At 72.5% G+C, this 24,861-nt stretch carries 22 protein-coding genes; 13 read left to right on the forward strand and 9 right to left on the reverse strand.

Translation table 11 applies throughout. From position 1 onward, the window contains the following. The first annotated feature begins 180 nt into the window (after nucleotides 1-180). Nucleotides 181-1,248, forward strand: coding sequence for a hypothetical protein (locus AB0G10_RS38035; protein WP_360933494.1), 1,068 nt, complete (start codon nucleotides 181-183; stop codon nucleotides 1,246-1,248). On the opposite strand, the gene AB0G10_RS38040 is transcribed toward AB0G10_RS38035, so the two are convergent. Further along, nucleotides 1,236-1,571, reverse strand: a complete 336-nt coding sequence (locus AB0G10_RS38040) for an STAS domain-containing protein (protein WP_360933497.1) — start codon at nucleotides 1,569-1,571, stop codon at nucleotides 1,236-1,238. The genes AB0G10_RS38035 and AB0G10_RS38040 overlap by 13 nt on opposite strands. Before the next feature lie 229 nt (nucleotides 1,572-1,800). On the opposite strand from AB0G10_RS38040, the gene AB0G10_RS38045 reads away from it, so the two are divergent. Both AB0G10_RS38045 and AB0G10_RS38050 read left to right on the forward strand, forming a co-directional pair. Next, a complete protein-coding gene (locus AB0G10_RS38045) occupies nucleotides 1,801-3,255 on the forward strand; it encodes an amino acid permease (protein ID WP_360933500.1) in 1,455 nt (484 codons plus the stop codon). Beyond that, the gene (locus tag AB0G10_RS38050) at nucleotides 3,252-4,133 is read left to right on the forward strand and encodes a universal stress protein (protein WP_360933503.1); all 882 of its coding nucleotides are present in this window, start codon (nucleotides 3,252-3,254) and stop codon (nucleotides 4,131-4,133) included. The genes AB0G10_RS38045 and AB0G10_RS38050 overlap by 4 nt, the downstream gene beginning before the upstream one ends. A gap of 10 nt (nucleotides 4,134-4,143) precedes the next feature. Here the strand turns inward: AB0G10_RS38050 and AB0G10_RS38055 are convergent, their stop codons facing one another. The 3 genes from AB0G10_RS38055 to AB0G10_RS38065 form a co-directional block, all read right to left on the reverse strand. Beyond that, nucleotides 4,144-5,130, reverse strand: a complete 987-nt coding sequence (locus tag AB0G10_RS38055; protein WP_360933506.1) for a serine/threonine-protein kinase — start codon at nucleotides 5,128-5,130, stop codon at nucleotides 4,144-4,146. A gap of 338 nt (nucleotides 5,131-5,468) precedes the next feature. Further along, nucleotides 5,469-6,380 carry a hypothetical protein gene (locus AB0G10_RS38060; RefSeq protein ID WP_360933509.1) on the reverse strand — a complete coding sequence of 304 codons (912 nt, stop codon included), beginning with the start codon at nucleotides 6,378-6,380 and terminating at the stop codon, nucleotides 5,469-5,471. Nucleotides 6,381-6,459: 79 nt separating this feature from the next. Then, nucleotides 6,460-7,395 carry a sulfotransferase gene (locus tag AB0G10_RS38065; RefSeq protein WP_360933512.1) on the reverse strand — a complete coding sequence of 312 codons (936 nt, stop codon included), beginning with the start codon at nucleotides 7,393-7,395 and terminating at the stop codon, nucleotides 6,460-6,462. A 398-nt stretch (nucleotides 7,396-7,793) separates the two neighbouring features. Here AB0G10_RS38065 and AB0G10_RS38070 point away from each other — a divergent pair, with 398 nt between their 5' ends. After that, complete coding sequence (locus AB0G10_RS38070) at nucleotides 7,794-8,456, forward strand: hypothetical protein (protein ID WP_360933515.1); 663 nt, start codon at nucleotides 7,794-7,796, stop codon at nucleotides 8,454-8,456. Here the strand turns inward: AB0G10_RS38070 and AB0G10_RS38075 are convergent. Continuing rightward, nucleotides 8,446-9,492, reverse strand: a complete 1,047-nt coding sequence (locus AB0G10_RS38075; protein WP_360933518.1) for a ScyD/ScyE family protein — start codon at nucleotides 9,490-9,492, stop codon at nucleotides 8,446-8,448. The two genes, AB0G10_RS38070 and AB0G10_RS38075, sit on opposite strands and share 11 nt — an antisense overlap. Nucleotides 9,493-9,591: 99 nt before the next feature. Between AB0G10_RS38075 and AB0G10_RS38080 the strand changes: the two genes are divergently transcribed. From AB0G10_RS38080 to AB0G10_RS38095, 4 genes are all read left to right on the forward strand, one after another. Beyond that, nucleotides 9,592-10,251: a nucleoside/nucleotide kinase family protein gene (locus AB0G10_RS38080; protein WP_360933521.1), complete on the forward strand. Its 660-nt coding sequence runs from the start codon at nucleotides 9,592-9,594 to the stop codon at nucleotides 10,249-10,251. Between the two features lie 38 nt (nucleotides 10,252-10,289). Next, entirely contained in the window at nucleotides 10,290-11,480 is a 1,191-nt protein-coding gene (locus AB0G10_RS38085) for a metallophosphoesterase (protein ID WP_360933524.1), read from the forward strand. 839 nt (nucleotides 11,481-12,319) lie between these two features. Then, a complete protein-coding gene (locus AB0G10_RS38090) occupies nucleotides 12,320-13,540 on the forward strand; it encodes a styrene monooxygenase/indole monooxygenase family protein (RefSeq protein WP_360933527.1) in 1,221 nt (406 codons plus the stop codon). 98 nt (nucleotides 13,541-13,638) lie between these two features. Then, on the forward strand, nucleotides 13,639-17,127 hold the full coding sequence (locus tag AB0G10_RS38095; RefSeq protein ID WP_360933530.1) for an ABC transporter ATP-binding protein/permease: 3,489 nt from the start codon (nucleotides 13,639-13,641) through the stop codon (nucleotides 17,125-17,127). 224 nt (nucleotides 17,128-17,351) lie between these two features. Here the strand turns inward: AB0G10_RS38095 and AB0G10_RS38100 are convergent, their stop codons facing one another. Then, a complete protein-coding gene (locus tag AB0G10_RS38100; RefSeq protein WP_360933533.1) occupies nucleotides 17,352-18,281 on the reverse strand; it encodes a trypsin-like peptidase domain-containing protein in 930 nt (309 codons plus the stop codon). Nucleotides 18,282-18,810: 529 nt separating this feature from the next. Here AB0G10_RS38100 and AB0G10_RS38105 point away from each other — a divergent pair. From AB0G10_RS38105 to AB0G10_RS38125, 5 genes are all read left to right on the forward strand, one after another. Beyond that, entirely contained in the window at nucleotides 18,811-19,425 is a 615-nt protein-coding gene (locus tag AB0G10_RS38105; RefSeq protein ID WP_360933536.1) for a DUF732 domain-containing protein, read from the forward strand. Between the two features lie 255 nt (nucleotides 19,426-19,680). Next, complete coding sequence (locus AB0G10_RS38110) at nucleotides 19,681-19,962, forward strand: peptidoglycan-binding domain-containing protein (protein WP_360933539.1); 282 nt, start codon at nucleotides 19,681-19,683, stop codon at nucleotides 19,960-19,962. Between the two features lie 53 nt (nucleotides 19,963-20,015). Next, complete coding sequence (locus tag AB0G10_RS38115; protein WP_360933542.1) at nucleotides 20,016-20,720, forward strand: TIGR03089 family protein; 705 nt, start codon at nucleotides 20,016-20,018, stop codon at nucleotides 20,718-20,720. Between the two features lie 26 nt (nucleotides 20,721-20,746). After that, nucleotides 20,747-21,349 (forward strand): methyltransferase domain-containing protein, encoded by a 603-nt coding sequence (locus tag AB0G10_RS38120; RefSeq protein ID WP_360933545.1) that lies wholly within the window; start codon nucleotides 20,747-20,749, stop codon nucleotides 21,347-21,349. 178 nt (nucleotides 21,350-21,527) lie between these two features. Further along, the gene (locus AB0G10_RS38125; protein ID WP_360933549.1) at nucleotides 21,528-22,460 is read left to right on the forward strand and encodes an alpha/beta hydrolase; all 933 of its coding nucleotides are present in this window, start codon (nucleotides 21,528-21,530) and stop codon (nucleotides 22,458-22,460) included. On the opposite strand, the gene paaE is transcribed toward AB0G10_RS38125, so the two are convergent. From paaE to paaC, 3 genes are read right to left on the reverse strand one after another with little or no spacing between them, the layout of a single operon-like run. Next, nucleotides 22,454-23,500, reverse strand: coding sequence for a 1,2-phenylacetyl-CoA epoxidase subunit PaaE (gene paaE, locus AB0G10_RS38130; protein ID WP_360933552.1), 1,047 nt, complete (start codon nucleotides 23,498-23,500; stop codon nucleotides 22,454-22,456). The genes AB0G10_RS38125 and paaE overlap by 7 nt on opposite strands. Further along, the gene (gene paaD, locus AB0G10_RS38135) at nucleotides 23,500-23,991 is read right to left on the reverse strand and encodes a 1,2-phenylacetyl-CoA epoxidase subunit PaaD (protein WP_360934070.1); all 492 of its coding nucleotides are present in this window, start codon (nucleotides 23,989-23,991) and stop codon (nucleotides 23,500-23,502) included. Before paaD ends, paaE begins: the two co-directional genes overlap by 1 nt. Further along, complete coding sequence (gene paaC / locus AB0G10_RS38140; protein WP_360933555.1) at nucleotides 23,988-24,857, reverse strand: 1,2-phenylacetyl-CoA epoxidase subunit PaaC; 870 nt, start codon at nucleotides 24,855-24,857, stop codon at nucleotides 23,988-23,990. The genes paaD and paaC overlap by 4 nt, the downstream gene beginning before the upstream one ends. Between the last annotated feature and the right edge of the window lie 4 nt (nucleotides 24,858-24,861).

Raw genomic sequence — 24,861 nt, forward strand, 5'->3', positions numbered from 1 at the left:
ATCGGATCGGTCTTGTCGAAGCGCTCACGGCGCGGGCTACCACCCGAGATCTCTGAACGAGCCGGGCAAGACCAGCCCTTGCATGCTCATTAGGCCTACTCCGGCAGGCACGAGCGCGACCCCGACGACGCCCGGCTCGCGGCGCTCCTGTCGCACCAGCCGCTGGCCGCGCGGGGAAGCGTGCTCAGCTTCTTCCGGTCCCTCTTCACCGGCCTGGACCGCGCGGAGCGTGACGACGTCGTCCGGGTACTCGACTTCGTCATCCGCAACCACCGCACACGCCCCTCCCTCGACCTTCTCGGCGCGTACCGGCCGACGAAGCCCGACCTGGTGAACGGCCTGGCCTGCTACTCCGCCAACCTCGTCCTGATCCGGATCCTGATCGCGGGTGGTCCGGTGCCGGTCGGCGAGATCGTACGGGACGACGACGAGTGGGCCTCGGCGCTCGCTCTGTGGAAGGCCGGCCTGCGGGCGGACGGCTGGCACGCCATGCTCACGTGGATCGAGCGGGCCGGCGACCACCTCGGGACCGGCCAGGTCGCGGTGTCCCCCGAGACCGCCGACTACCGTCATGCCGCGCTGCTGAACGATGCGGCGGCGCAGGCGCGGAGCGCGTTCGGTCTGGCGCTCCACGACGGCATCGCCGTCGACATCGGGAGATCGGGCGTGAGCCTCCTGGCGACCCTCATCGCCGATCTCACCGGCCGGACACCACCGGTCGACATGTCCACCGACCCTCCCGGAACCACGGAGACGGATCCGACGACGGCCAGGCTCATCGCCAGCGTGCTCGAGCGGCTCCTCCTGAGCTGGCAACCGGACAGTGATTTCCTGCACGGGTATCTGAGCGTGCTCCTCGGCCTCGATCAGCTCAAGGAGATCGATGCCACGGCGCTGTTGCTCAACATCTGCCGGCGCCCCCAGGTGATCGGGAACCTCCCGGCCCTCCGCGACCCGGATCTCTACCGGGAAGCGGCGGACCTCGCCATTCTGCTGGCGCACTGCCTGTTGCCGGCGGGTGAAACCCAGGCCGAGGACTGGTGGCCGGTGATCGCCGTGCTGGCGGAGCAGCGACCCGAGACGGAGACCGTCGTCAAGGCCATGTCCGAGGAGGCCAAGGCTCTGGTGAGGCATCTGGTCGCGTCGATGCGGGAGGATCCGAACAGCGACGAGACGCGCCCCTCGAATCTGCGGGACAGGTCCTACGAGCTGTGGGACAAGCTCGGCAACCGAGATCAGAAACGGTAGGTGCGGGCGTTCGAAGGCCCCGGCCGCAGCCCGAACAGATCGCACAGGCCGGTGACCCTCAGCTGACGGTGGACGAACTCGCTCGGGTTGCGCAGCTGCACCCGCGCGCCGAACTCGCGCGCCGCCTCGTGGGCGGCCACCAGCGCGCCGATGCCCATCGAGTCCATGAACGTCACGAAGGTGAGATCGACGAGGAGGGCGCGGGGACGGTCGCGCGCCAGGGCGGTCAGCAGCTCGGCGCGGACTGCGGAGACCGTGGCGGCGTCCAGGGTGCCGCGGATCTCGACGACCAACGCGCCGTCCGCCTGCCGCCGTGTCGTCATCACGGCCTCGCCCATTACGCCCTCCGAGCCGGGAATGTACCCGTTTCACCCACCGTACCGCCCCGAAGCAGGCTGCCGTGTGGTTCGGCGATCACGGCGCACAACGCGTACGCCGAGCGCGAGAAAGCAACTCGGGTGACCGTTTTCGGCGCATCGCGCCGATCATCTTGCGGGCCTGCGGTGGGTAAGGACACGGTGACAGGAATCGCCGCCGGTCGAAGGAGTCGATATGAAGCCAGGGGTCTTCGCGGTCCGTGACGTGGGCTCACTGATCACCGACACCTCGGGGGACGGCCAGCTCAAGCGCGCCGTCGGCGCCACGCAGCTGACCGCCATGGGGGTCGGCGCGATCATCGGCACCGGGATCTTCGTGGTGATCGGCGAGGGGGCCGCGCTGGCCGGGCCGGCCGTCATCCTCTCGTTCGTGCTGGCCGCCGTGGCCTGCGCGTTCTCGGCGCTCTCCTATGCCGAGCTGGCGTCCTCGATCCCGGTGTCCGGCAGCGCCTACACCTACGCCTACGCGACGCTGGGCGAGCTGGTCGCCTGGATCATCGGGTGGGACCTGATCCTGGAGTACGGCGTCTCGGTGGCCGCCATCGCGGTCGGCTGGGGCGGCAACCTCAACGCGTTCCTGGACGCCGCGTTCGGCTTCGCGCTGCCGGACGCCATCGCGAAGTCGCCGGAGGACGGCGGCGTGTTCAACCTGCCCGCCGTCTTCATCGTCCTGGCCATCACGCTGCTGCTGGTCCGGGGCGTGACCGAGAGCGTGCGCGTCAACCTCGCCATGGTCGTGATCAAGCTGGCCGTGCTGATCTTCTTCATCGTGGTGGCGTTCGCGAACTTCAGCACCGGCAACTTCAGCCCGTTCGCCCCGGCCGGCGTGGACGGGGTGACCGCGGCAGCGGCGATCATCTTCTTCGCGTACATCGGGTTCGACGCGGTCTCGACCGGCAGTGAGGAGGCCCGCAATCCCGCCAAGGACCTGCCGCTCGCGATCCTCGGCTCATTGATCATTTGTACGATCTTCTACGTCCTCACCGTGGCCGGGGCGATCGGCATCGCCACCCCGGAGCAGCTCTCCGGCAGCGACGCGCCGCTGGCCGCCGCTCTGGACGAGGGCGCCGGCATGAGCTGGGCCGCCGCGATCCTGGCGCTCGGCGCGGTCGTCGCGATCACCAGCGTGGTCCTGGTCATCTTCTACGGCCAGACCCGGATCTTCTTCGCGATGTGCCGGGACGGCCTGCTGCCCCGCCGGCTCGCGAAGGTCAACCAGCGGTTCGGCACGCCGGCCCGGCTCACCGTCGGCCTCGGCATCCTGATCTCGATCCTGGCCGCGCTGGTCCCGCTCGGCACCATCGTGGAACTGGTCAACATCGGTACGCTCTTCGCGTTCGTGCTGGTCAACATCGGCGTGATCGTGCTGCGCCGGACCCGCCCGGACATGCCCCGGCCCTACCGGGTGCCGTGGTCGCCGGTGCTGCCGCTGATCGGTGTGGCGTTCGCCGTCTACCTGATGTCCGACCTGCCGCTGGACACCTGGATCCGGTTCGTCGGCTGGCTCGCCGTCGGCCTGCTGATCTACGCCTTCTACGGCTACCGCAACTCCCGGCTGCGCCAGGCCGCGTCGTCGCCGGCCGGCCCGGCCGAGCGCCCGGAGACCCGCGGTGAGGAGGAACAGCCGTGACCGCGCCGCCGCCGGTCACCGAACCGGTCATCGTCGGCGCCGACGCGGGAGCGTGCACGCAGGACGCGCTGGCGCTCGCCCACTGGGCCGCCCGCACCCTGGGGACCACGCTGATCGTGGCGGTCGTGCACCCTGCGCCGTCGGCTCTCGGCTCCGGCCGGGTCGACGCCGAGTGGATCGCGGACCGCCGCGCCGCCGCGGAACGGGTCCTCGCCACCGCCCGGGAGACCCTCGGCGATCCCCCGGACGTGGAATACCGGGTGGTCGCGTCCAGCTCGGCGGCGCACGGCCTGCACGACCTCGCCGAGCAGCGGAAGGCCGCGCTTCTCGTGGTCGGCTCCACCGCGTCCGCCCCGGTGTCCCGGCTGCTGCCCGGCAGCACCGCGGACCGCCTGCTCGCCGGCAGCGTCTGCCCGGTCGCGGTGGCGCCGTCCGGGATGGCCGAGCCGCCCGGCACGGCCGGCCGGATCGGCGTCGCCTATGTGGACACCCCGGACGGCCGGGCCGCCCTCGAGTCCGCGGCCCGGCTGGCCCGCCGCACCGGCAGCCCGCTGCTGCTGGTCACCGTGGTGGCGCGCGGCGATGCCGCGCTGCCGTTCATGCTGGGTGCGGACGCCGAGCGCGCCTTCCTGGACACCGCGCGGGAGACGTACGAGGAGGCGCTGCGCAAGGCGGCCGAGGCCGTCCCCGGCGTCACGGTGGAGTGGGAGCTGCGCTCCGGTGACGTGGTGGAGACCCTCGCCGAGCTGACCGAGGTGGACGTGCTGTTCTGCGGCTCGCGAGGATACGGCCCGGCCCGCCGGGTGCTGCTCGGCGGCGTCTCGGCCCGTCTCCTGAGAAGAGCGAGGCGCCCGCTCGTGGTCGTCCCCCGGGCGTGACCGGAAGGGTCTAGCGCCGGTGGCGGCCCACCCGGTCGCCACCGGCGGCGCCCGCGTGGGCCGACTCCCGGTCGCCGTCCGCGGGCGTGGTCGCCTCCCCGGCGGCCTGCGCGTCCCACGCCGAGACCGCGGCCGGCCGCTCCGGTTCGAGGCCCAGGTCGGCGAGCGGCACGTAGACCCGCGCGTCCACCGCCTCGGCCAGCAGCAGCGCCGCCACCAGCGCGGTCGGCCGCTCCCCGGGTTCCCGGGAGAGGCACCGCGAGCAGAGGTCGAGCACCTCCGGCGGCAGTCCCTCCACGTACGGAAGCGGTCGTGGATCTTCGAAGCGCTGCGCCATGACCATCTCGGTGTGGGTGCGCGCCTTCCACGGCAGCCGGCCGGAGAGGCAGTGGTAGAGCAGGGTGCCGAGCCCGAACATGTCGGACGCGGGGGTGGCCGGCGTCCCGTCGAACCGTTCCGGCGCGATGTAGGCGGGCGTGCCCATGACCGGGCCCTCCGGGTCCGGGTCGGGCGAGCCGATCGCGGCGGCGATCCCGAAGTCGAGGACCTTCGCGCCGGCCGGGGTCAGCATGATGTTGGCGGGCTTGATGTCGCGGTGCACGACCTGCTGCGCGTGGGCCGCGGCCAGGGCCGCCGCCACCTCGGCGCAGATCCGTACGCCGATCCGCCAGTCCAGCCGGCCGGCGGCCAGGTGGGCGCTGAGCGTCTGCCCGTCGACGAGCTCCATGACGATGTACGGGACGTCCCGCTCCCCCGCCGGCGAGGTGCCGAAGTCGTGCACCGCGGCGACGTTCGGGTGGGCGAGGCGGGCCGCCGCGCGGGCCTCGGTGCGCACCAGGTCCACCCCGACGGCGCCGAGCGTGCCCTCCACGGCCGGCGCCATGATCTTGACGGCGACCGGCCGGTCGAGCACCTGGTCGTGGCCGCGCCAGACCTCCGACATTCCGCCGAGTCCGATGCGGTTCACCAGTCGATACCGCCCGGCCAGCGTGCGCATCGTCCCCCCTCAGACCCCCTGCGAGCACCCCACCCGCGTCGAGGCGGACTTACCCAGGCGGCAAAAGGGCAAACGCCGCCGGGAGGCAGGCCCCATCCGTTCGTGTCCGAAAGAGGAGCCGGCGGAAAAACAGCGAAGCCGCGCCTTGTGGGCGCGGCTCCGCTGTTGGCCAGTGCGGCCGTTTTCCGGTGCACCTGACGTCCTGGAGAACGTTAGGACACCTCACGTCCGGCCACCAACCCGGCCCCACCCAGCGTGATCATGCTCTCAGCATGTGACACGCCAGAACCGGTCGAATCGGTCGTCGCGGTCGAATTTCCGTCACCCTGAGCGAGGGTTCAGGCGATTTCGGTACGAAGGTCGTGCGCGCCGTCCTCGCGCGTGGCCTCGTAGTAGATCCGCCGCCCGCCGTCCGGGAGGCCGACCAGGCTCAGGTAGCGCAGCCCGTGCGGCGCGTGCGGGCTGCCGACCGGCTCGTGGTCCTCCGCGGTGAGCGGCCCGAACGAGCCGTCCGGCAGGCGGGAGCCGCGGGCCACACCGGTCCGCTCCTCCCAGTTCTCGCCGGCCGTGGCGCGGCCGTCGTAGGACGCGGTGATCTCGTCGCCGTCGACCACGACCGAGGTGACCCGCACGCCGCGGGCGTCCCACTCTCCGGGACGACCGGCCAGCGCGGTGCCCCGCCAGGTCCAGTGCACGCCGTCCGGGCTGGTGGCGTACTCGGTGGTCATCCGGTCGGCGTCGTCCCAGGACTCCAGCGGGTGCACCGACGCCCAGAGGTGCCAGCCGTGCTCGTCGTGGTGCAGCACCGGGTCCTTGACGCCGTGCCGCTCGTCGCCGGCCAGCACGGTCCGCGGCGCCGCCGTGGCGAGACCCTCGGGGGTGTCCGCCTCGAGCAGGTCGACCCGCCAGTGCTTGGTGCCGGGCGTGGCCGCGCTGACGTAGAGCCGCCAGCGGCCGTCCGGCGTCCGGGTCAGCGCCGGGCGCTCCAGCGACTCGGCCTCGAAGCCGTCCTTGCCCACCTCGGCGACGACCTCGAAGGTGAGGCCGTCGGCCGAGCGGGCCACCACGTTGGCGATGCCCCGGCCCGCGCCGATCGGCAGGCGCAGGCGGTAGGCGAGGTAGATGAAGCCGTCCGCCCGGATCGTGCTCGGCGCGCCCGACCAGGCGCCCGGTTCGGTGCCCGGAGGCTCCACCACCACGGTGGAGTCTTCCCAGCGCGGCAGGGGCAGGGCCGTGATTCCGATGGTCAAGGCGGCTCTCCTGGGTTGCGGCGACGGAACCCGTCAAGTTTGCATCATCTATGGGGAAAGTGGGGTTTAGCGCACCGGTTCACGACGCCCGGGCGTGTCGGTCGGGACTGAGCCAGTCGTCGTACCGCTCGCCGGTGACCTCCTGGAGCAGGGCGATGTCGTCGGCGAAGTAGGGCAGCAGGGCGGCGCGTTCCTCCGGTGTGGTCACCGGACGGTTGCCCTTCGTGCGGTGCAGCAGGGTGAGCAGCGGCCCGCGGGCGGCCAGGCGCAGCGGCACCGGGAACCGGTGGCCGAACCCGCCGCCGGTCCGCAGCAGGCCGCGCAGCACCCGGTTGACCGCGTTGTCCTCGACGTAGTGCCGGTTCACGTTCTCCTTCGGGATCGACGTGAGCACCCCGGTGCGCACGCCGAGGAACGCGCAGACCTTGTCAAGGGTGCGGGCCGGGTCGTCCTTGAGCTCGCGGTAGCGCAGCAGCAGCACCCGGTCGCGGTCGACGTGCTGGTAGAGGTGCTGGAGCTGCTCGCCGTACCGGCCGAGCCCGATGTAGTGCCAGAAGTCGGCCCACCGCGCGGCCCTGCGCTCCTCCTCGGCGTGGCACGCCTCGAGGAAGGATGCCTTCTCCTCCAGCCCGGCCACCCACAGGTGGGTCCAGTTGGAGTGCGCGCGATCGACGGGATCGCGCAGCAGGATCACCAGCTTCACGTCCGGGAGCAGTTTGGCGATCCGCTCGTGCGCGCTCCGGTCGTACAGATAGAAGGGCGTGGCCTCCCCACGCAGCGCGCCCACCGGCGCGGGCTCGAAGAGAGCCTCGTAGTCGTCGCGGCGCCAGACGTGCTCCTGATAGGTCTGCACGTCGCCCGGACCGCCGACGGCCGGAGGAGGGCCGTCGGAGAGGAAGAACTTCGGCTCCTTCACCGACGGCAGGAACAGCTGCGGGTGGCCCACCAGCGCGGCGTGCAAGGCCGTGGTGCCGGCTTTCGGTACGCCGGCGATCAGGAAATCGGGCAGTGCCATCGGGCCCCCTCGAGTCCGTGCCAATTGAGGGTAAGCCTACAGATCCACTAGGATTTGGCACGCCGTGTGGCGCACGTCACGCCCATCGCCGCCACCATCGGTCACGGCGGCGGAAACGCGCGCAGTCACACAGCGCGCACTCGGTCCCGGCGCGGTGGTGCTCATGCGCCCGCTTCGGGTGGTCGCAGACGCAGATCGGCGTGGCCTCGCTCATCCGGCGAGTGTCCCACACCTCTGGCCTAAAACCATTACACCGAGTAATCTTCGCCTTCCCCCGGCACGCCGAGCAGCGCATACACCGTCACACTTTGCTGACTCACGGTGATGTGTGAACTTTTGTTCTCGTGCGGACGTACCGGTGAACGACAGGGAAAACTGCTCTACCCCGGGAGCGCGCCATGTTCCGCCTCATCCAGTTGCACACCGAGGACGGTGTGCCCCGCATCGGCGTCGATCCAGACGGATACGTCAGCGCCCGTGCGGCCCTGGCCCACTACCGCACCACGCCGGCCACCTGGTTCGCCGTCGGCCGCTTCGACCACGAGGGCACCCTCACCGAGGTGATCCTCGACCCGATCTGCGGGTTCGACGGCGCCTGCCAGCGCCCGGCGTCCGTGGTGCACGCCAAGACCTTCGAGCGCCTCTGCGAGCGCTGCTCCGCCGGGCTGGACGTGCTCACCGTCCCGCAGCTCGCCCGCCGCCTCGGCATCGCCTGCCGCCTCGCCCCCTCGGTCGCCCGCTTCCGGCAGTCCTCGATCGGCGGGCTGCGCGCCCCGTCCGGCAACCGGATCGCCCGCGAGTTCGCCGACCACGTGCACGACGTGGCCTGGCGGATGCAGCTCTGCTCCGAGCTGGCCGAGGGCCGGACCGCGTTGAACGGCCTGCTCATCGGCGTCGGCGCGCTCACCCACCGGCAGGTCCTCGACCTCTTCCCGGCGCTCTGCTCGCTCGGCGAGGAGCTGCCGGCACAGGTCCGCTCCGACCTGTGCCGGGCCACCGCCCGCCCGCTCTCCCCGGCCGGGGTGGCCGGGCTGCGCCTCGGGCTCAGCTTCACATCCTGACCCGCACCACCGAGCCCGTTCCCGCGCACACCCCGCAGTTCGCGATGTACGCGTACCCGTCCCGGATCGCCAGGCCGGCGGGCGCCGTCAGCCCGGCCGAGGCCACCACCCGCGGCGTGCCCTTGCGGTCCACCCGGAGCAGGGCGCCGGCCCGGTCTCCGGAGAGCAGCCCCCGGTGGGCGATCTCCAGCACGTAGAGACGGCCGTCCGGCGCCCATTCGAGATCGATGATGTTGGTGAACCCGGTCGCGTAGACCCGCGGCTCCTCCCCCGGCACGACCCGCCAGACCCGCGCCTGCCCCACCGGGAACGGGAACCCGGTCAGCTCGCCGACGTAGAACGCGCCGTCCGGCCCCCGCGCCACCGAGGTCGGCACCGACTGCATCGCCCCGCGCCCCGGGAACACCGCCACCGTGGAGATCCGCCCGCGCGGCGTCACCCGGACCAGCGCGTTGCCGCCGGCGTCCACGACCAGGTGGCCGCGCCGGGTGGCGAGGACCGCGACCGGGTTGGTGTCCGGCGGCGTCACGCCGTCCGGGTTCGCGCTCTTCTCGTAGGCGCCGAGGTCCGCCAGGACCGACGGCGTGCGCCCGGCCCGGTAGAGCTTCGCGGTTCCGGACAACTGCGGGACTTGGGTACGGAGGTCCGGGTCGCCGCCGAGGCCGACCGTGTAGGTGAGCCCCCCGTCCGGCCCGGCCACCACGTCGGACGGCCCGCTCGCCTCGGTGCCCCGCGGCGACGCCAGCGACGGCAGCCCGGTCCGGACCCGCCACTGCCTGCCGAACTTGACGACCGTGATCGCCCCGGACCGGCCGAAGCAGACCTCGCCGCCCTCCGGTCCCGGCCGGCACGGCCCGGCGCCACCCCGGCCCGCCTCGGCGACGTAGAGCTCGCCGTGCGGCCCGAACGCGAGCCCTCTCGGGTTGTCCAGGCCGGTCGCCACCGTGCGCGGATCCGTCGCGGCCGCCGCCGGGACGGCCGGAACGAGGATCGCGGCCGCCCCCACGACGGCCGCGACCACACTCTTAGTGATCATGTGATTCCCCCATGTGTGTTCCCGCCCATCGTCCGGGCTTCCGGGGCGCTCGCGCAGTCGTCGATCCGACCTCGACCGGGTCACCGGTACCGTCGGCGCATGACGATCACCTTCCCGGACCTCGCCGCCCGCGCCGCCGCCCTGGTGCGGGACGGCCGGCGGGCCGTGCTGGGCATCGCGGGCCAGCCGGGCGCGGGCAAGACCACGCTCGCCGCGGCGCTGGTCGCCGCGATCGGCGAGGAGCACGGCCCGGACTGGGTGGCGCACGTGCCCATGGACGGCTTCCACCTCGCCGACGCCGAGCTGGATCGACTGGGCCTGCGAGATCGCAAGGGCGCTCCGGACACGTTCGACGCTCATGGGTACGCCGCCCTGCTCCGGCGGCTGCTCGACGACCGGGATCCGGTGGTCTACGCCCCGGGGTTCGAGCGGGTCCTCGAACAGCCCATCGCCGGCGCCATCGGGGTGCCGTCCGCGGCCCGGCTGATCGTGACCGAGGGCAACTACCTGCTCGTCGACTCGCCGCGCTGGCGGCCGGTGCGGGAGCTGCTCACCGAGGTCTGGTACGCCGACCTCGACCGGGAGGAGCGGCTGCGCCGGCTGATCGAGCGGCACGTCCGGTTCGGCAAGTCCGCCGCGGATGCCGAGGCGTGGGCCACCGGCACCGACGAGGTGAACGCCACACTCATCGCCACCACCAGGTCACGGGCGGATCTGACGGTTCCGGGCGACGTGCTCGGGCTCCCGCCGTACGCATGAGGCTCTTTCTGTCGTAGGCGAGTGGCATGCTTGCCCTCATGTCGGTGGGTGAGGCGGTCGAGAGCGAGCCGCAGCGGCGTTCGCCGCGGCGAGCGATCTTCGGTGTGGTGGTTCTCGCGGTGGTGGCGCTGCTGTTCGGCGTGCCGCTGGAGACGCTGGTGTGGTCGGGCAACGACTGGCCGCTCGGCGTGCAGCTCGGCCTGACCGCGGCCGTCGTGCTGGTCGCGCTCTCCTTCCCGGTGCTGATGTTCCGCGGGCACGGCGGCCACAGCGACGCCGCCTCGCGGGTCGCCGACACGCTGCTCGGCGTGGTCTGGGTGCTGTTCACCTGGTCGGTGATCGGCCAGATCGCCGCCCTGCTGCTGCGCCTCACCCCGCTCGACGACCCGCTCCGCTCCCGTCTCGTCACCGCGGGCGTCCTGCTGATCTCGGTGGTGCTGCTGCTCTGGGGCCACTTCGAGGCGATGCGCGTCGCGCGGGTCCGCCGGGTCGACGTGACGATCCCCCGGCTCGGTGCCGGCCTGGACGGCCTGCGCGTCGTCCTGATCACCGACACCCACTACGGCCCGATCGACCGCACCCGCTGGTCCCGGGGCGTCACCCAGGTGATCAACTCGCTCGACCCGGACATCGTGGCGCACACCGGTGACATCGCCGACGGCCAGGTCCAGCAGCGCCTCTCGATGGCCGCGCCGCTCGCCGACGTGCGGGCCCGGCACGCCCGGGTCTACGTGACCGGCAACCACGAATACTTCAGCGGCGCCCTCGGCTGGGTCGAGCACATGACGTCCCTCGGCTGGGACGCGCTGCACAACCGCCACCTCGTCGTCACCCGAGGCGGCGACTCCCTGATCGTCGCCGGCGTCGACGACCGCACCGCCGCCGGCTCCGGCCTGCCCGGCCACCACGCCGACCACGAGGCGGCCCTGGCCGGCGCCGACCCGTCGCTGCCCGTCCTCCTGCTGGCCCACCAGCCCCACCAGATCGACGGCGCGGTCGCCCACGGCATCGACCTCCAGCTCTCCGGCCACACCCACGGCGGCCAGATGTGGCCCTTCCACTACCTGGTCCGCCTCGACCAGCCGGTCCTCCAGGGCCTGAGCCGCCACTCCGAGCGAACCCAGCTCTACACCAGCCGGGGCACAGGCTTCTGGGGCCCGCCGTTCCGCATCTTCGCCCCCAGCGAGATCACCCTCCTCACCTTGCGAGCCGCCCAGCCGGCCTCCTGACCCGCACACCCAGCCACCGGCCGCCGCCGAGCCCCGTCACGCGGCACCACCGGCCGCCGCCGAGCCCTGTCACGCGGCACCACCGGCCGCCGCCGAGCCCCGTCACGCGGCACCACCGGCCGCCGCCGAGCCCTGTCACGCGGCACCACCGGCCGCCGCCGAGCCCTGTCACGCGGCGCCGCCGCACCCGCCCGCCGGCCGGCTGCCGCCCCTCCGACCCGGCGCTGCCACGCGGTGCCGCGGCACTCTCCCACCGCCGGACGCTGCGCCCTCCCACACGGTGGCGCTGCGCCCGTTCACCGCCGCGCGCTGTGCCCTTCGGACGGGCGCAGCTTCGCCCCTCACGCGTCACCGCCCGAGCGCCCCTCACGCGTCACCGCCCGAGCGCGCCTCTCGCGCGCAGCCGTCGCCTCTCCGCCGCACGACCCGCTCGCCGCCGCCACCGCACACCCTCCGCGATCTTGGACGATCGACCACCGAAAACGGTGGCGAAGCGTCCAAGATCCGGAAAGCGGCGGCCAAACGTCCAAGATCCATGGGAGGACGGCACGGCCGGCACCCCCCAACCGCACGACCCGCTCGCCGCCGCCGCACGACCCGCTCGCCCGTCACCGCACCCCCTCCGCGATCTTGGACGATCGACCACCGAAAACGGTGGCGAAGCGTCCAAGATCCGTGGGCGGGGCGGCGCGGCGGGCGCATTTGCGCTGATCAAGAGCTGTGCGTTAACCGTCCACTGCAGACAGTTAGCTAACCCATAGTCATATTCGGACTTCTCTGTGTACGGTTCTGGTGGGGACAGTGATCAACCACCGACCTCACACACGGGGAGACACAGCTTGCGCAACATCCTGATAGTCGGCGCCGGCCAGGCCGGACTCCAACTGGCGCTCAGCCTCAACGCCCGGGGCTACCGGGTCACGCTCATGTCGGCGAAGACGCCGGGTGAGATCCGGGACGGGTGGCCGACCTCGACCCAGGCCATGTTCGATCCGGCGCTGGAGACCGAGCGGGCGTACGGCCTCAACCACTACGACCAGGTCGCCCCGCCGATCCGGGGGCTGCACGTGATGCTCGCGGCGCCGCCCGGGAACCTGGCCCTGCAGTTCACCGCGCCGCTCGGCAAGCCGGCGTTCTCCACCGATCAGCGGATCAAGTTCTCCCGCTGGCTCACCGACGCCGAGCAGGCCGGGGTGGAGGTGATCTACCAGCCGGTCAGCCCGGCCTACCTGGAGGCGCTCGCCAAGCGGTACGACCTGACCGTCGTGGCGGCCGGCCGCGGCGACCTCGTGGAGCTGTTCGAACGCGATCCGGAACGGTCACCGTATGAGCAGCCGCAGCGCGGGCTGGCGGTCGCCTACGTGCACGGGCTGGCCCCGGACCCGGGCTGGCCGGAGCCGCACGTCGAGTTCCACGCGGTTCCCGGGCTCGGCGAGCTGTTCGTGATCCCGGCGCTGACCCGGACCGGGCCGGCCGACATCCTCTTCTGGGAGGTGCTGCCCGGCGGCCCGCTGGACGTGTTCGGCGCGACCGAGAACCACCTCGAGACGTCGCTCAGCCTGATCAAGGAGAACCTGCCCTGGTTCCACGAGCGCTGCGCCGACGTCCGGCTCGCCGACGACAAGGCCACCCTGCAGGGGAGGTTCACGCCGACAGTACGGAAGCCGGTGGCGCACCTGAACGGCGGCGGGAAGGCGCTCGGCATCGGTGACATCGTCATCGCGAACGACCCGATCACCGGTCAGGGGGCGAACACCGCGGCGAAGGCGGCCGACCACTACCTGCGGGCGATCGTCGCGAACGGGGACAGGCCGTTCGACGAGGAGTGGATGACGGCGACGTTCGAGTCGTTCTGGCAGGCGCACGGCCGGGCCGTGACGCTGTGGACGAACGGGATGCTGCAGCCGCTGCCGCCGCACGCCCAGCAGGTCTTCGGCGCCGCGAGCGCGAACCCGGCGGTGGCGCGCCGGTTCGCCCACGGCTTCGAGGACCCGAACGACCTGATCTCCTGGTTCGCCGACCCGGGAGCCGCGGACGCGTACATGAGAAGTGTCTCTTGACGGGCACCCGGATTAAGCCGGAATAAACCGGTTGAGGCGCCGGATGGAAGCCGCGCAGGATGGGGACACCGCCATCCCCGACTGCCCGAGGAACATCCATGCGTCTGCTCCGCGACCTGTGGGCCACAAGCCGAAGTCGCACCGCGCTCACCGCGCTCCTGATCCTCGTGGGCGCGACCGGCGGGGCGATCGCGCTCGCCGTCGCCGGCCCGGTGCTGGTGGACCGCTCGTGGCCGCTGTTCACCGTGCTGGTGATCGCGCTCGTCGCCGGCGTGCTCAGCGACGTCTTCGTCGGTCTCGTGGTGGCCCGGCTCACCGCCGACTGGGCGGCCCGGGTCCGCCGCGGCCTGAACCGGGTCGCGTTCGGCCAGGACGTGCCCACCCTGGAGAACACGCCGGTCGGCGAGCTGCTCGACCGGATCGACTCGGACGTCTACCAGGTCGGCGCCGAGCTGCGCGGCAGCGGTGTCCGGCTGGCCCAGTCGCTGGCGGTGGCGACCCTCTCGATCGTCACGACGTTCTTCGTCTGGTGGCCGGCCGCGATCGCCATGATCCTGGTGTCGATCCTGCTCTTCGTCGTCATGAACAAACCGGTCCAGCGGATCTCCCCGCTCCGTATCGCGGAGGAGGAGGCCTGGTCCGATCTGGCGGCGGTGATGGAGGAGGCGATCCACGGTCAGGACGACGTGCGGACGAGCCTGGCCGCGCCCTACGTCCGGAGGCTCTACGCGCTCCGGGCCGCTGAGGTCCTCCGGCGAGGCCGCCGCGTCTGGCGGTCCAGTTCGAGGATCACCATGGGCGCGGGCGCCATCACCCGTACCCTCATCGCTTTTCTGGTCGTCGCGGGGGCCTGGGCCCTCGTCGCGGAAGCGATCGACGCGGCCCGGCTCACCGCGGTCTGGCTCCTGGCGCTCGGATTCGGCGGCACGCTCGAACACGTCACCCGCATGGTGCCCGAGCTGCAGAACGCGCTCGGCGCCTGGAGCCGCGTGCAGCTGCTCGGCCAGGTCCCGCAGGAGCCGACCGAGGGCGTGGACCCGACCGACGGCGACCTCACGGTGCGCGATCTGACGTTCCGCTACCACCAGGGCGACGACGACACCCGCCCGCCGGCTTTGAAGAACATCAACATCAACTTCAAGAGAGGCCATTCGTACGCCCTGATCGGGCGCACCGGGTCGGGCAAATCCACCCTGGCGAAGGTGCTCACCCGGGCTGTCGACGTGCCGCGCGGCACGGTCTTCCTCGGCGGCGTCGACGTGAACGACATCGGCGTGGAAGGCCTGCGCCGGTGGACCGCGATCGTCCCGCAGCGCACCGAGATCCTGGCCGGCACGCTCGCCGAGAACATCGCGCTCTTCGACGAGAAGCTGCTCCCGGCCACGTCGCGGGCGATCGAGGAGCTGGGCCTGACCGCGTGGGTGGCCGGGCTCCCGGACGGCGTCGACACCCGGCTCGGCGAGAACGGCTACAAGCTGTCCGCCGGTCAGGAACAGCTCGTCGCGTTCGCCCGGATCCTGGTCCGCGACCCGCACGTGGTCATCCTCGACGAGGCGACCGCGCGGATGGACCCGGTCACCGAGGCGTGGGTGCAGCGCGCCACCGACCGGCTGCTCGACGGCCGGATCGGCGTGATCGTGGCGCACCGGCTGTCCAGTGTGCAGCGGTGCGACGAGGTGGTCGTGCTCGCCGACGGCGAGGTGCTGGAGCAGGGGCCGCTGCTCGAGTCGCAGCGGTTCGCGGAGTTGATGGCGAGCAGCAGGCTCGCCGTTCCCGCCCCTGTGCGACATTCCGGGAACGTCGGGCTGGTCGAGGACGGCGACTGGGACACCGCCGCCCAGGTCGAACTCGGCCAGGACGCGCTGGCCGGGCCACTGCCCAGCGTGGAGCCTCCCCCGCTGCCCGAGCCCCCGCAGGCCCGGACCATGCGGGAGATCGTGCGGCTCGCCACCAACGACAAGCGGTACGGTCTCGGCGCGGTCGGCCTGTTCCTGCTGCTCGTGCTCTTCGGCCTGGACGGCGCGATCCTGCCGCTGCTCTGGGCGGACGTGGTCGACGGCCAGGGCAGCCCGGTCGTGCCGGCGCTCGGCATCGCGGCGGCGCTGCTCGCGCTGATCCCGACGCTGTACTTCACCGGCGCCTGGTTCCCGGAGTGGTGGGTCCGGCAGATGCTGCGGATCAGCCTGCGCCTCGTGCACGGGCAGATCGGGCCGCGCCGGGTCAGCAAGCACACGCCGGCCGAGGTGGTGGCGCAGGGCGGCGACACCGAACGCGTCGTCATGCTCGCCGACAACCTGATCGACAACGGCATCGCGGTGATCACCGTGATCGCCATGACGCTGACGTCGCAGTCGGCGGTGCCGGCCGGGTTGTTCGTCGGCACGATGGTGCTGTCCGGCCTGGCCGCGACCCTGTTCGGGCCGCGGCTGGAGCAGGCGGCCCGGCGTACCGTGGCGGCCCGCGCCGCGTTCGCGACCTCGCTGGTCTCGTCGCTGTCGGCGGCGCGCACGGTGAAACTGGCCGGCGCGACCGAGCCGGTGCTCGCACATCTGGCGAAGCTCGACGGCACCCGCAGCGAGCTGCAACGGCGGGAGATCGCGATCCAGGTGTGGGCGCGCTCGACCCCGTCGATCGCGAGCGGTCTGCTGCCGATCGCGGCCTGGTACCTCTACCTGAACAACCAGCTCAGCGCGGCGGCCACCCTCATCGCGGTGGCGACGCTCGGCTCGGCCCGGTGGTTCGCGTGGACGATCGCGTCGCTGGTCTCGCACTTCCCGTCGGCGCGGGTCTGGACCCGGCGCACGGTGGCCATGACCGGGGTCTCCGACTACACGTCGGCGATTCCGGGGGTGGACATCTCCGCCGGGACCGCGCCGGCGCCGCCTTCGGCACCGCGCAACCCGCTGCGGGCACTCTCGCTGCGTCACTTCAGCGCGGTGCACGAGAACGGAGCCTTGGGCGTACGGGACATCGACCTCACCGTCCAGCGCGGCGAGCTCGTGCTGGTCGTCGGCCCGGTGGGTTCCGGCAAGTCGTCGCTCCTCCGGGCGCTCGCCGGGATCGTGCACCACACCGGTGAGCTGCGCTGGAACGACGAGCCGGTCCGCGAGCCGGAGATGTTCCTGCGGCCCAACCAGGTGGGATACGTCGCCCAGCTGCCCCGGGTGCTCTCCGGGACGGTCGCCGACAACATCCAGCTCGGGCACGAGGTGGACGCGGCCGACGCGGTGTCGGTGGCCCAGCTCGAGCACGACCTGTCCGCGTCCGGCGGCGGCCTCCAGCTGCTCATCGGGCACAAGGGCACCCGGCTCTCCGGCGGCCAGCTGCAGCGGCTGGCCCTGGCCCGGGCGCTCGCACCCCGCACCGAACTGTTGATCGCCGACGACGTCTCGTCCGCCCTGGACGTGACGACGGAGCTGGAGCTCTGGCGGGCCCTGCGCTCGCACGGGGTGACGGTCGTCGGCTCCACGTCGAAGCGCGCCGCCCTGGCCCAGGCCGACCGGGTCGTCGTGCTGATCGGCGGGCGGGCCGAGGCACAGGGCAGCTGGCGCGACCTGGAGCGCGACTGGGGCCACCTGGCAGGTTGATCCCGGCTCCACCCGCTGCCCGCTGCCCGCCGCCCGCTGCCCGCTCGCCCCGCTGGGCGGCCGGGTGGCCGGGTGGCTGGCCGCTGGCCGCTGCCGCTGGCGGCTGGCCGCTGGCGGGCGGGGCGACTGGCCCTGCTCGCCACCGTGCCCCGCTTCCCTCTCGATCTTGTTGATCTGTGCAGGAACGGCACCACCGCAATCAACAAGATCGAGGGAACGGGAGGTCAGCTCGCGCTCGTCATCTGGCTCTTGAGCTGGGCGACGACGCCGGTGACCGTGTCGGAGGGGATGGCGAACCCGAGCCCCACCGAACCGGTGCTGTCGCCGGCCGTGGCGATCGCGACGTTGATGCCGACGACGTGGCCGGACATGTCGACGAGCGCGCCGCCCGAATTGCCCTGGTTGATCGCGGCGTCGGTCTGCAACAGGCCGCTCAGCTTCTCGTCGCCGGTGTCCAGGCTGCGGTCGAGCGCCGACACGATGCCCGACGTCACGGTGCCTTCGAGGCCGAGCGGCGCCCCGAACGCCAGCACCGTGTCACCGACCGCGACCGTGTCGTCCGTGGCGAACGTGACCGGCGTCAGCCCGGACAGCCTCGTCGCCTGCACCAGCGCCAGGTCGTGCGTGGCGTCGGCGGCGACCACCTGCGCCGGCACGGTCTGCCCGGTGGACAGCCGCACGCTGACCGTCCCGTCCGACTCGATCACGTGGTTGTTCGTGAGGATCAGGCCGTCCGAACTGAGCACCACCCCGGACCCGAGCGACGACGACCGCGCACCGTCCACCAGCACGGTCACGACGCTGGGCTGCACCTTCGCCACGATCGGCGCCAGGTCGGTGCCCTCGGTCACCGACGCGACAGCGGTACCGCTCACCGACGACCCGGCGCCGCTCGCGAGGTGCTGATCCATGAGGTACGCCCCGCCGCTCCCCCCGCCCGCGATCAGCACGAGCACCGCGGCCCCGCCGGCCACCCGCCTCTTCCACCGCGGATCGCGCGGCGGCTTCATCATCACCGGCGGAATGTCCGCCAGCGGAACGTGGGTGGGCGGAATGTCCGTCGGCGAAACATGCGTCGGCGGGAACTCGGTGGGCGGCACCCCGGCGGTCGCCTGCTCGTCGGTGGCGGCCTGGCGCGTCAGCAGATCGGTCATGCGAACGACGATGCGCCGCCACATTGTCGCCCGGCGGTGAGCGCTCTGTGACTTCGCTGTGTGCGCGGGGTCGCCCATCCGGCTAGCCGGAATGCGAACGCGGTAACCCTTCCGGGTGGGACCGGCCGCCCATCCGGCCAGAATCGGCGCGCCGCCGCGAACACGCGCGCCTGACCTCTAAGGTTCCCGGCGTGTCCCCCACGAACACCACGCGAACGGTAGTCGAACGCCGCCCCTTCGGCCCCACGATCAGCGAACCGGCGGCAGCTCTGCGTACAGCACTCCCCCAGCTCCCTCCCCGCTTCTCCACAACCGGCGATCCGGCCGTCATGCCCGCGCCCGATGACCCCGCCCAGCAGTCCCCGAGCCGCGAGCACGACCCGCACCCGCCGGTTCAAGGTTTCGCTTCGGCCCCCGCCCCCACCCCCTCCTCCTCCGCCTCCTTCCTCCCCGACCTGCCACCCGTAGCCCACGCCTCAGGCACGCCGGCGCTCGCCGTGCTGCCTCGGCTGCCGGTTCCGGGAGATCGGTGAAACGGCTCCGCCTCTCGCTCGTCGTCGCGGCCGCTGCCCTTCCGGTGGCGGCCCTGCCGATGCTGGCCGGGTGCGATGCCGGACCCCGCCCCGCCGAGTGGAAGGCCGCGCCCCTCTCCTCTCCCGCCGCCGGGCAGCCGGGCTCCGGACAACCGGGCTCCGGACAGCCGGGTGACGGACAGCCCGCCGATGGGCAGCCTGGCGCAGGGCAGCCGAGCGACGGGCAGCAGGGCGCAGCGCAACCGGGCGGCGAGCAGCCCGGCGCCAGGCAGGGCGCAGCGCAACCGGGCGGCGAGCAGCCCGGCGCCGGGCAGGGTGAGCTCGCGCCGGGGGACGGTCAGTCGTCCGGGCAGGCCGGGGACGCGCTGCCCGCTCCCGCCGGTGCGCCGGCGGCGGCCGGGTTCCTCGCTGCGGTGCGCGGACGGCTGCCCGAGATGGCGCTCGACATGCGTCCCGAGGAGATCACGGACCTGGGCGATCAGGCATGTGCGGGACTCGCCGCCGGCCAGCGGCGGGCCGCGGTGGCGAAAAACCTTGCCGGGTACGGCCTGAGCACCACCGACGCCGTCGAAGTCGTGTCACTGGCGAACTCCCATCTCTGTCGCTCCTGATCTGCGGTGACCGGCGGGCCACGGACTCGAGGCGCGGGCCGCCGGAGCGGGGCTTCGCCCGTACGCAAAAGCAAGCCTCCCCCCGAGAGCGGCCGGCGGACAGTGAACTTCGGTATCGGAATTCGGGCGGGCCGGTAAGACTTTCGGACTCGGCCGAAAGTGGCAGGGGTCCACAGGATTCGGAGACTTCCGTCAGATGTCGCGCACAGCCGCGCCCGCCACGCTGGATGTATCAGCGCGGAAGGGGAGGCAACGATGTCCGCACGAGGGATGCTCAGCGTGGTCGGTACCGCCGTCGGCGGGCTGATCGGCTGGTCCGGTCATACGCCGCCGGCCGATCCGGCGACGCTGCGGGGGCTCTTCGCCGAGATGGGCGTGATCATCGGGCCCGGTGAGGCGGAGCTGGCCGAGGCGGTCCGCTACTTCCAGCGGCGCACCGGGCTGGAGGCCGACGGTGAGGCCGGGCCGGCGACCGTTCATCTGCTGGCGCGCTATGCGGCCGAGGCGCGGGAGGCGCATCGGATGGAGGCGGCCTGACCCGCTCGCGGGTGATTACGGGCCGGCCCCGGCGCCGATAGTGTCGGAAGCCGATGACGAACGAACTCCTCACGTACTACGACGACGCCACCGGGGAGCGCTTCGGGCTGACCGCTCCCGAGCTTGGTGACTGGGTCGCCGCCACCGCCGACCTGCTCACCCGCGAGTGCGGGCTGCGCCGGGGCAGTCGTGCGGGCGTGCTGCTCCCGCCGCACTGGCAGACCGCCGCGGTGCTGCTCGGCGCGTGGGCGGCCGGGATCGAGGTGTCGTTCCGCGGCTGGGCGACCGCCGGGCTCGGGCGGGACGACGGGCCGGCCCTCGACGTGACGTTCGTGGAGCGGCGGCGGGTCGGGAGCTGGCTGGAGGAGGTGCCGCCGGCCACGTTCCAGTTCGTGCTCGGGCTCCGGCCGTCGGGTGCGCCGTCGGCCGACGTGCCGTTCGGGTACCGCGACTTCCCGTCCGCGGCCCGCGCCCATCTCGGCGCGCCACCGCCGCGGGCCAGCGCCGCCGAGGGCGAGGTCGCGACCGTGGACGGGACGACGTTCGGGGAGTACGGCGCGGTCGCCGCCGAGGTGGCCCGCTCGCGGGGGATCGTCGCCGGTGACCGGGTGCTGATCGAGACCTCGGCCGTCGAGGAGCCGCTCGTCTGGCTGATGGCGCCGCTCACCGCGGGCGCGTCGATCGTGCTCTGCGCGAACCTCGATCCGGCGCGGCTCGACGATCGGATCCAGGCCGAGTACGTGACCCGTGTGCTCTGAGCCTGATCCACTGTAGATTTTGGATCATGGAGGTTTTCGATCAGCTCGCCGAGAAGTATCAGGGCGAGCACAGCAGCAATCCGTTCCAGGCCGAGCTGACCTCGCGGGTCGGCGGGCTGCTCCCGGCGGGCGCTTCGGTGCTCGATCTGGGGTGTGGCACCGGCGTCCCCACCGCCGCGATCCTGGCCGAATCCGATCACCGGGTTGTCGGGGTGGACATTTCCGAGGGGATGCTGCGGCTGGCTCGTACGCAGGTCCCGACTGCGGAATTCGTGCACGCCGACTTCGCCGAGCTCGCCGAGGACTTCGGCACGTTCGACGCGGTGACCGCTTTCTTCTCGTTGCTGATGCTGAGCAAGGCGCGGATCGAGTCGACGCTCACGAAGGTGGCCGGGTGGCTGAAGCCGGGCGGGTACCTCGCGATCGGCATGGTCGACTTCGATGCGGACAGTGCGCCGGTGGAGTTTCTCGGGGTGCCGGTGACCGTTTCCGGCTACCGGGAGGCTGATCTCGAGGCGCTGCTGGCGGCGAAGGGTTTCGAGGTGGTCAGCATCGAGACGGTGGAGTTCCAGCCGCCGGGCGGGCCGGTGGAGAGCCAGATCTTCGCGCTGGCGCAGCTGCCGGGCTGAGCCGAACGCGGCAAAGCGCCGGCGGGATGCGGCAAGCGCCGGCGAGGCGCGACAAGGGCCGGCGGGATGCGGCAAGCGCCGGCGAGGCGCGGCAAGGGGCGGCAAGGGCCGGCGAGGGGCGGCAAGGGCCGGCGAGGGGCGGCCGGGATCGGCCCCGGGGATGGCATAGGGTCGCGGTGTGCCGATCTACACCGGGTCCGACGGGACGCCACTGCACTACGACGACACCGACCCCGGCTCGGCCGCGCCGCCGCTGATCGTGCTGGCCGGGGGTGCGGCGAGGCATCCCGACTACCTCGGTGACCTGGGCGGGCTGGCCGGAAGCCGCCGGCTGGTCGTCCCCCATCTGCGTGGCGTGGGTGAGTCGCCGGCCGGGCAGGCGAAGGCCGGGTCCTACTGGCGGCAGGCCACCGACCTGGAGCACCTGCGCGAGCACCTCGGCCTCGACCGGATCGCGCTGGCCGGGCATTCGGCGGGGACGAGGCTGACGACCGCCTATGCCGCGCAGTTCCCGGACCGGCTCGAGCGGCTCATCCTGATCACCCCGCCCGCGACGCACCTGGTCAGCACCGCCCCGGACGCGAACGCCCTGATCGCCCGCCGCATCCAGAAGCAGGCCCCGAACGAGGCAGCAGCCGCCGAGGCAGAAGCGGCCCGCGACGAAGCCCAAGCCAAAGAGGCCGCAGTCGCCGAGGCAAAAGCGGCCCACGACGAGGCCGCAGCCTTCGAAACGGCCGTGGCAGCGTCGCGCCGAGGACCCGACCTGACCAGCGAGGACGCCTTCAACGCCTGGCACGCCCGGTGCGCGCCGCTCGGCTACGCCGCCTGGACCGAGACAGAGCGGCAGCACGCCACCATCGGCCGCTGGTCCCTGCCTGCTGCGCAGGCATATTTCACCATAAATCCCCCACAAGACTTCGCCGAGCGCCTCAAGAAGGTAACCACCCCCGTACGCATCATCGCCGGCGCCCAGGACTGCCTGACCGGCCTGGCCCCGGTGCTGGCGCTATCGGACCTCTTTCCGAACGGCGAAACCGTAGTGATCGAGAATTGCGGCCACTACCCCTGGGTCGAGCAGCCGGAGCAGTTCAGGAAGGCGATGGCCTACTGATCAAAATCGATCACCACCTTCGGGGTGAGGGCCGTCGCCTGACAGGTGAGCACGAACCCCGCCTCCACCTCGGCGGCCTCCAGGGCGAAGTTGCGCCGCATCGCGACCTCCCCTTCCACGACCCGCGCCCGGCACGTCCCGCAGACCCCGCCCTTGCAGGCGAACGGCAGATCCGGCCGGGCGGGCTGGGCGCCGTCGAGCAGCGCCGTCCCGTCCGCGACGTCGACGGTGGTGGACCGCCCGTCGAGGACCACGGTCACCGAGCTGCTGGGTCCGGACGGGCCGGATTCGTCGCGGACGACCGAGGGCGGCGCCTCGTCGACCCAGAACAGCTCGCGGTGGATGCGGGCCGGTTCGACGCCGGATTCGCCGAGGACCGCGGTGGCCTCGGTGACCATCCCGAACGGCCCGCACAACCACCAGTGGTCGACCGCCGGCACGTCGACGAGCAGGGGTAGCAGGGCCCGGAGCCGCGGGCCGTCCAGCCGTCCGGTGAAGAGCTCCACCTCGCGGCTCTCCCGGGACAGCACGTGCACGACCTGGAACCGGTCCGGGTAGGCGTCCTTCAGGTCGGCCAGGTCCTCGGCGAACATGACGGTGCCGGCGCGGCGGTTCCCGTAGAGCAGCACCACCTCGGCCCGCGGGTCGCGCAGCAGCGAGGCGGCGATGGACAGCACGGGCGTGATCCCCGAGCCGGCCGCGATCAGCACGTGCCGGCCGCCGGCCGTGAGGTCGGGCGTGAAGGTCCCGGACGGCGGCGCCACCTCGACCAGGTCGCCGGGGCGGAGGTCGTGCACGATCCAGCGGGAGATCGCCCCGCCGGGCACCTCGCGCACCCCGATCCGCGGGGCCGACCCGGCCGGGGAGCAGATCGAATACGTCCGGCGCTGATCGTCACCGGACCGCACGGTCAGCGACTGCCCCGGCCGGAACGCGTACCGATCCCGCAGGTCCGGCGGCACGTCGAACGTCACGGCCACCGCGTCCGGGCAGAGCCGATCGATTGCGGCCACCCGCAGCGCATGGAAGCCGAGCGCCATCAGATCTCCTTCATGTGCTCGAACGGCTCCCGGCAGGCCGGGCATCGCCGCAGTTCCCGGCACGCGGTGGCGCCGAAGGGGGTCACCACCGACGTCTCCGCGTGCCCGCATCGGGGGCAGGCGACCGCGACCGGGCGGGTGGTCAGGGTGAGCGGCACGGGTCCGGCCGCGCGCCGGGGCGCGGGCCCGGGCGGGGCGATGCCCGCCTCCGCGAGCTTGCGCCTGCCGCTTTCGCTGATCCAGTCGGTGGTCCAGGCCGGAGCGATCACCGTACGCACGTCCACCTCGGCGTATCCGGCTCGCAGCAGCGAGAACCGGATGTCGGACCGGATGCTCTCCATGGCCGGGCATCCCGAATAGGTGGGCGTGACCGTGACGACGACGGTCGCGCCCTCCTCCCGGACCTCGCGCACGACGCCCAGTTCGGCCAGGGTGACCATGGGCAGTTCCGGGTCGACGACGGATGCCACGACCTGCGCCGCTTCTTTCACCACACCCCTCCGGGTACGCCGTGCGCCACTGCCTGCATCTCCCCCACGATCTCCGGCAGCGCCGTGGTGTGCTCCCCGTCCCGGCCGCGGCCCGGTTCGGCCGGCGGCTGATCGGAGGCGGACAGGGTCGCCGCGCTCAGGACCTGGCCGACGATCGCGGTGAACTCGTCCCGCACCGCCGCCGGGTCGACGGCCACACCCGCGGCGGCCAGCCGGGACTCGACCGGATGCGTCACGAACAACTCCCCGGTCAGCGGCAGCAGGGCCGTCATCGCCGCCGACATGCGGCGGTGGGACTCCGGCGTACCGTCGCCCAGCCGGACCACCCACTGGGCCGCGTAATCCCGGTGGTAGGTCAGTTCCTTGACGCCCTTCGCCGCGATGGCGGCGAGCATCGGATCCCGCGAGCCGGACAGCCGGTCGAGGACGGCCAGCCGCCACGTCACGAGCAGGAACAGCCGGCCCACCAGGAACGCGAAGTCCTCGTCGGCGCGCTCGGCCAGGCAGACGTTGCGGAACTCGCCGGCGTCCCGCCCGAAGGCGAGGTCGTCCTCGGAGAGGTGCGAGCCCTGGCCGGCCCGGGTCAGCAGCAGCCGCGCCTGGCCGAGCAGGTCGAGCGCGATGTTGGCGACGGCCAGCTCGTCCTCGAGCTCCGGCGCGCGGGTCACCCACTGCTGGAGCCGGTGCGACAGGATCAGCGCGTCGTCGCCGAGCATCAGGCAATATGCCGAGAGGTCCGCGACGTCGACGTCGTCCGGCGGGGCGTCCGGCACGTCGATCAGCGGATCCGTGAACCCGGTGCCGAACGCCCACCGCGCGTCGTCCTCGTGGTCGGTGAGCGCCGCATAGGCATCGTCGAAAGCCAAGGGA

It is taken from the genome of Actinoplanes sp. NPDC023714, from assembly GCF_040639855.1.
GTDB lineage: Bacteria > Actinomycetota > Actinomycetes > Mycobacteriales > Micromonosporaceae > Actinoplanes.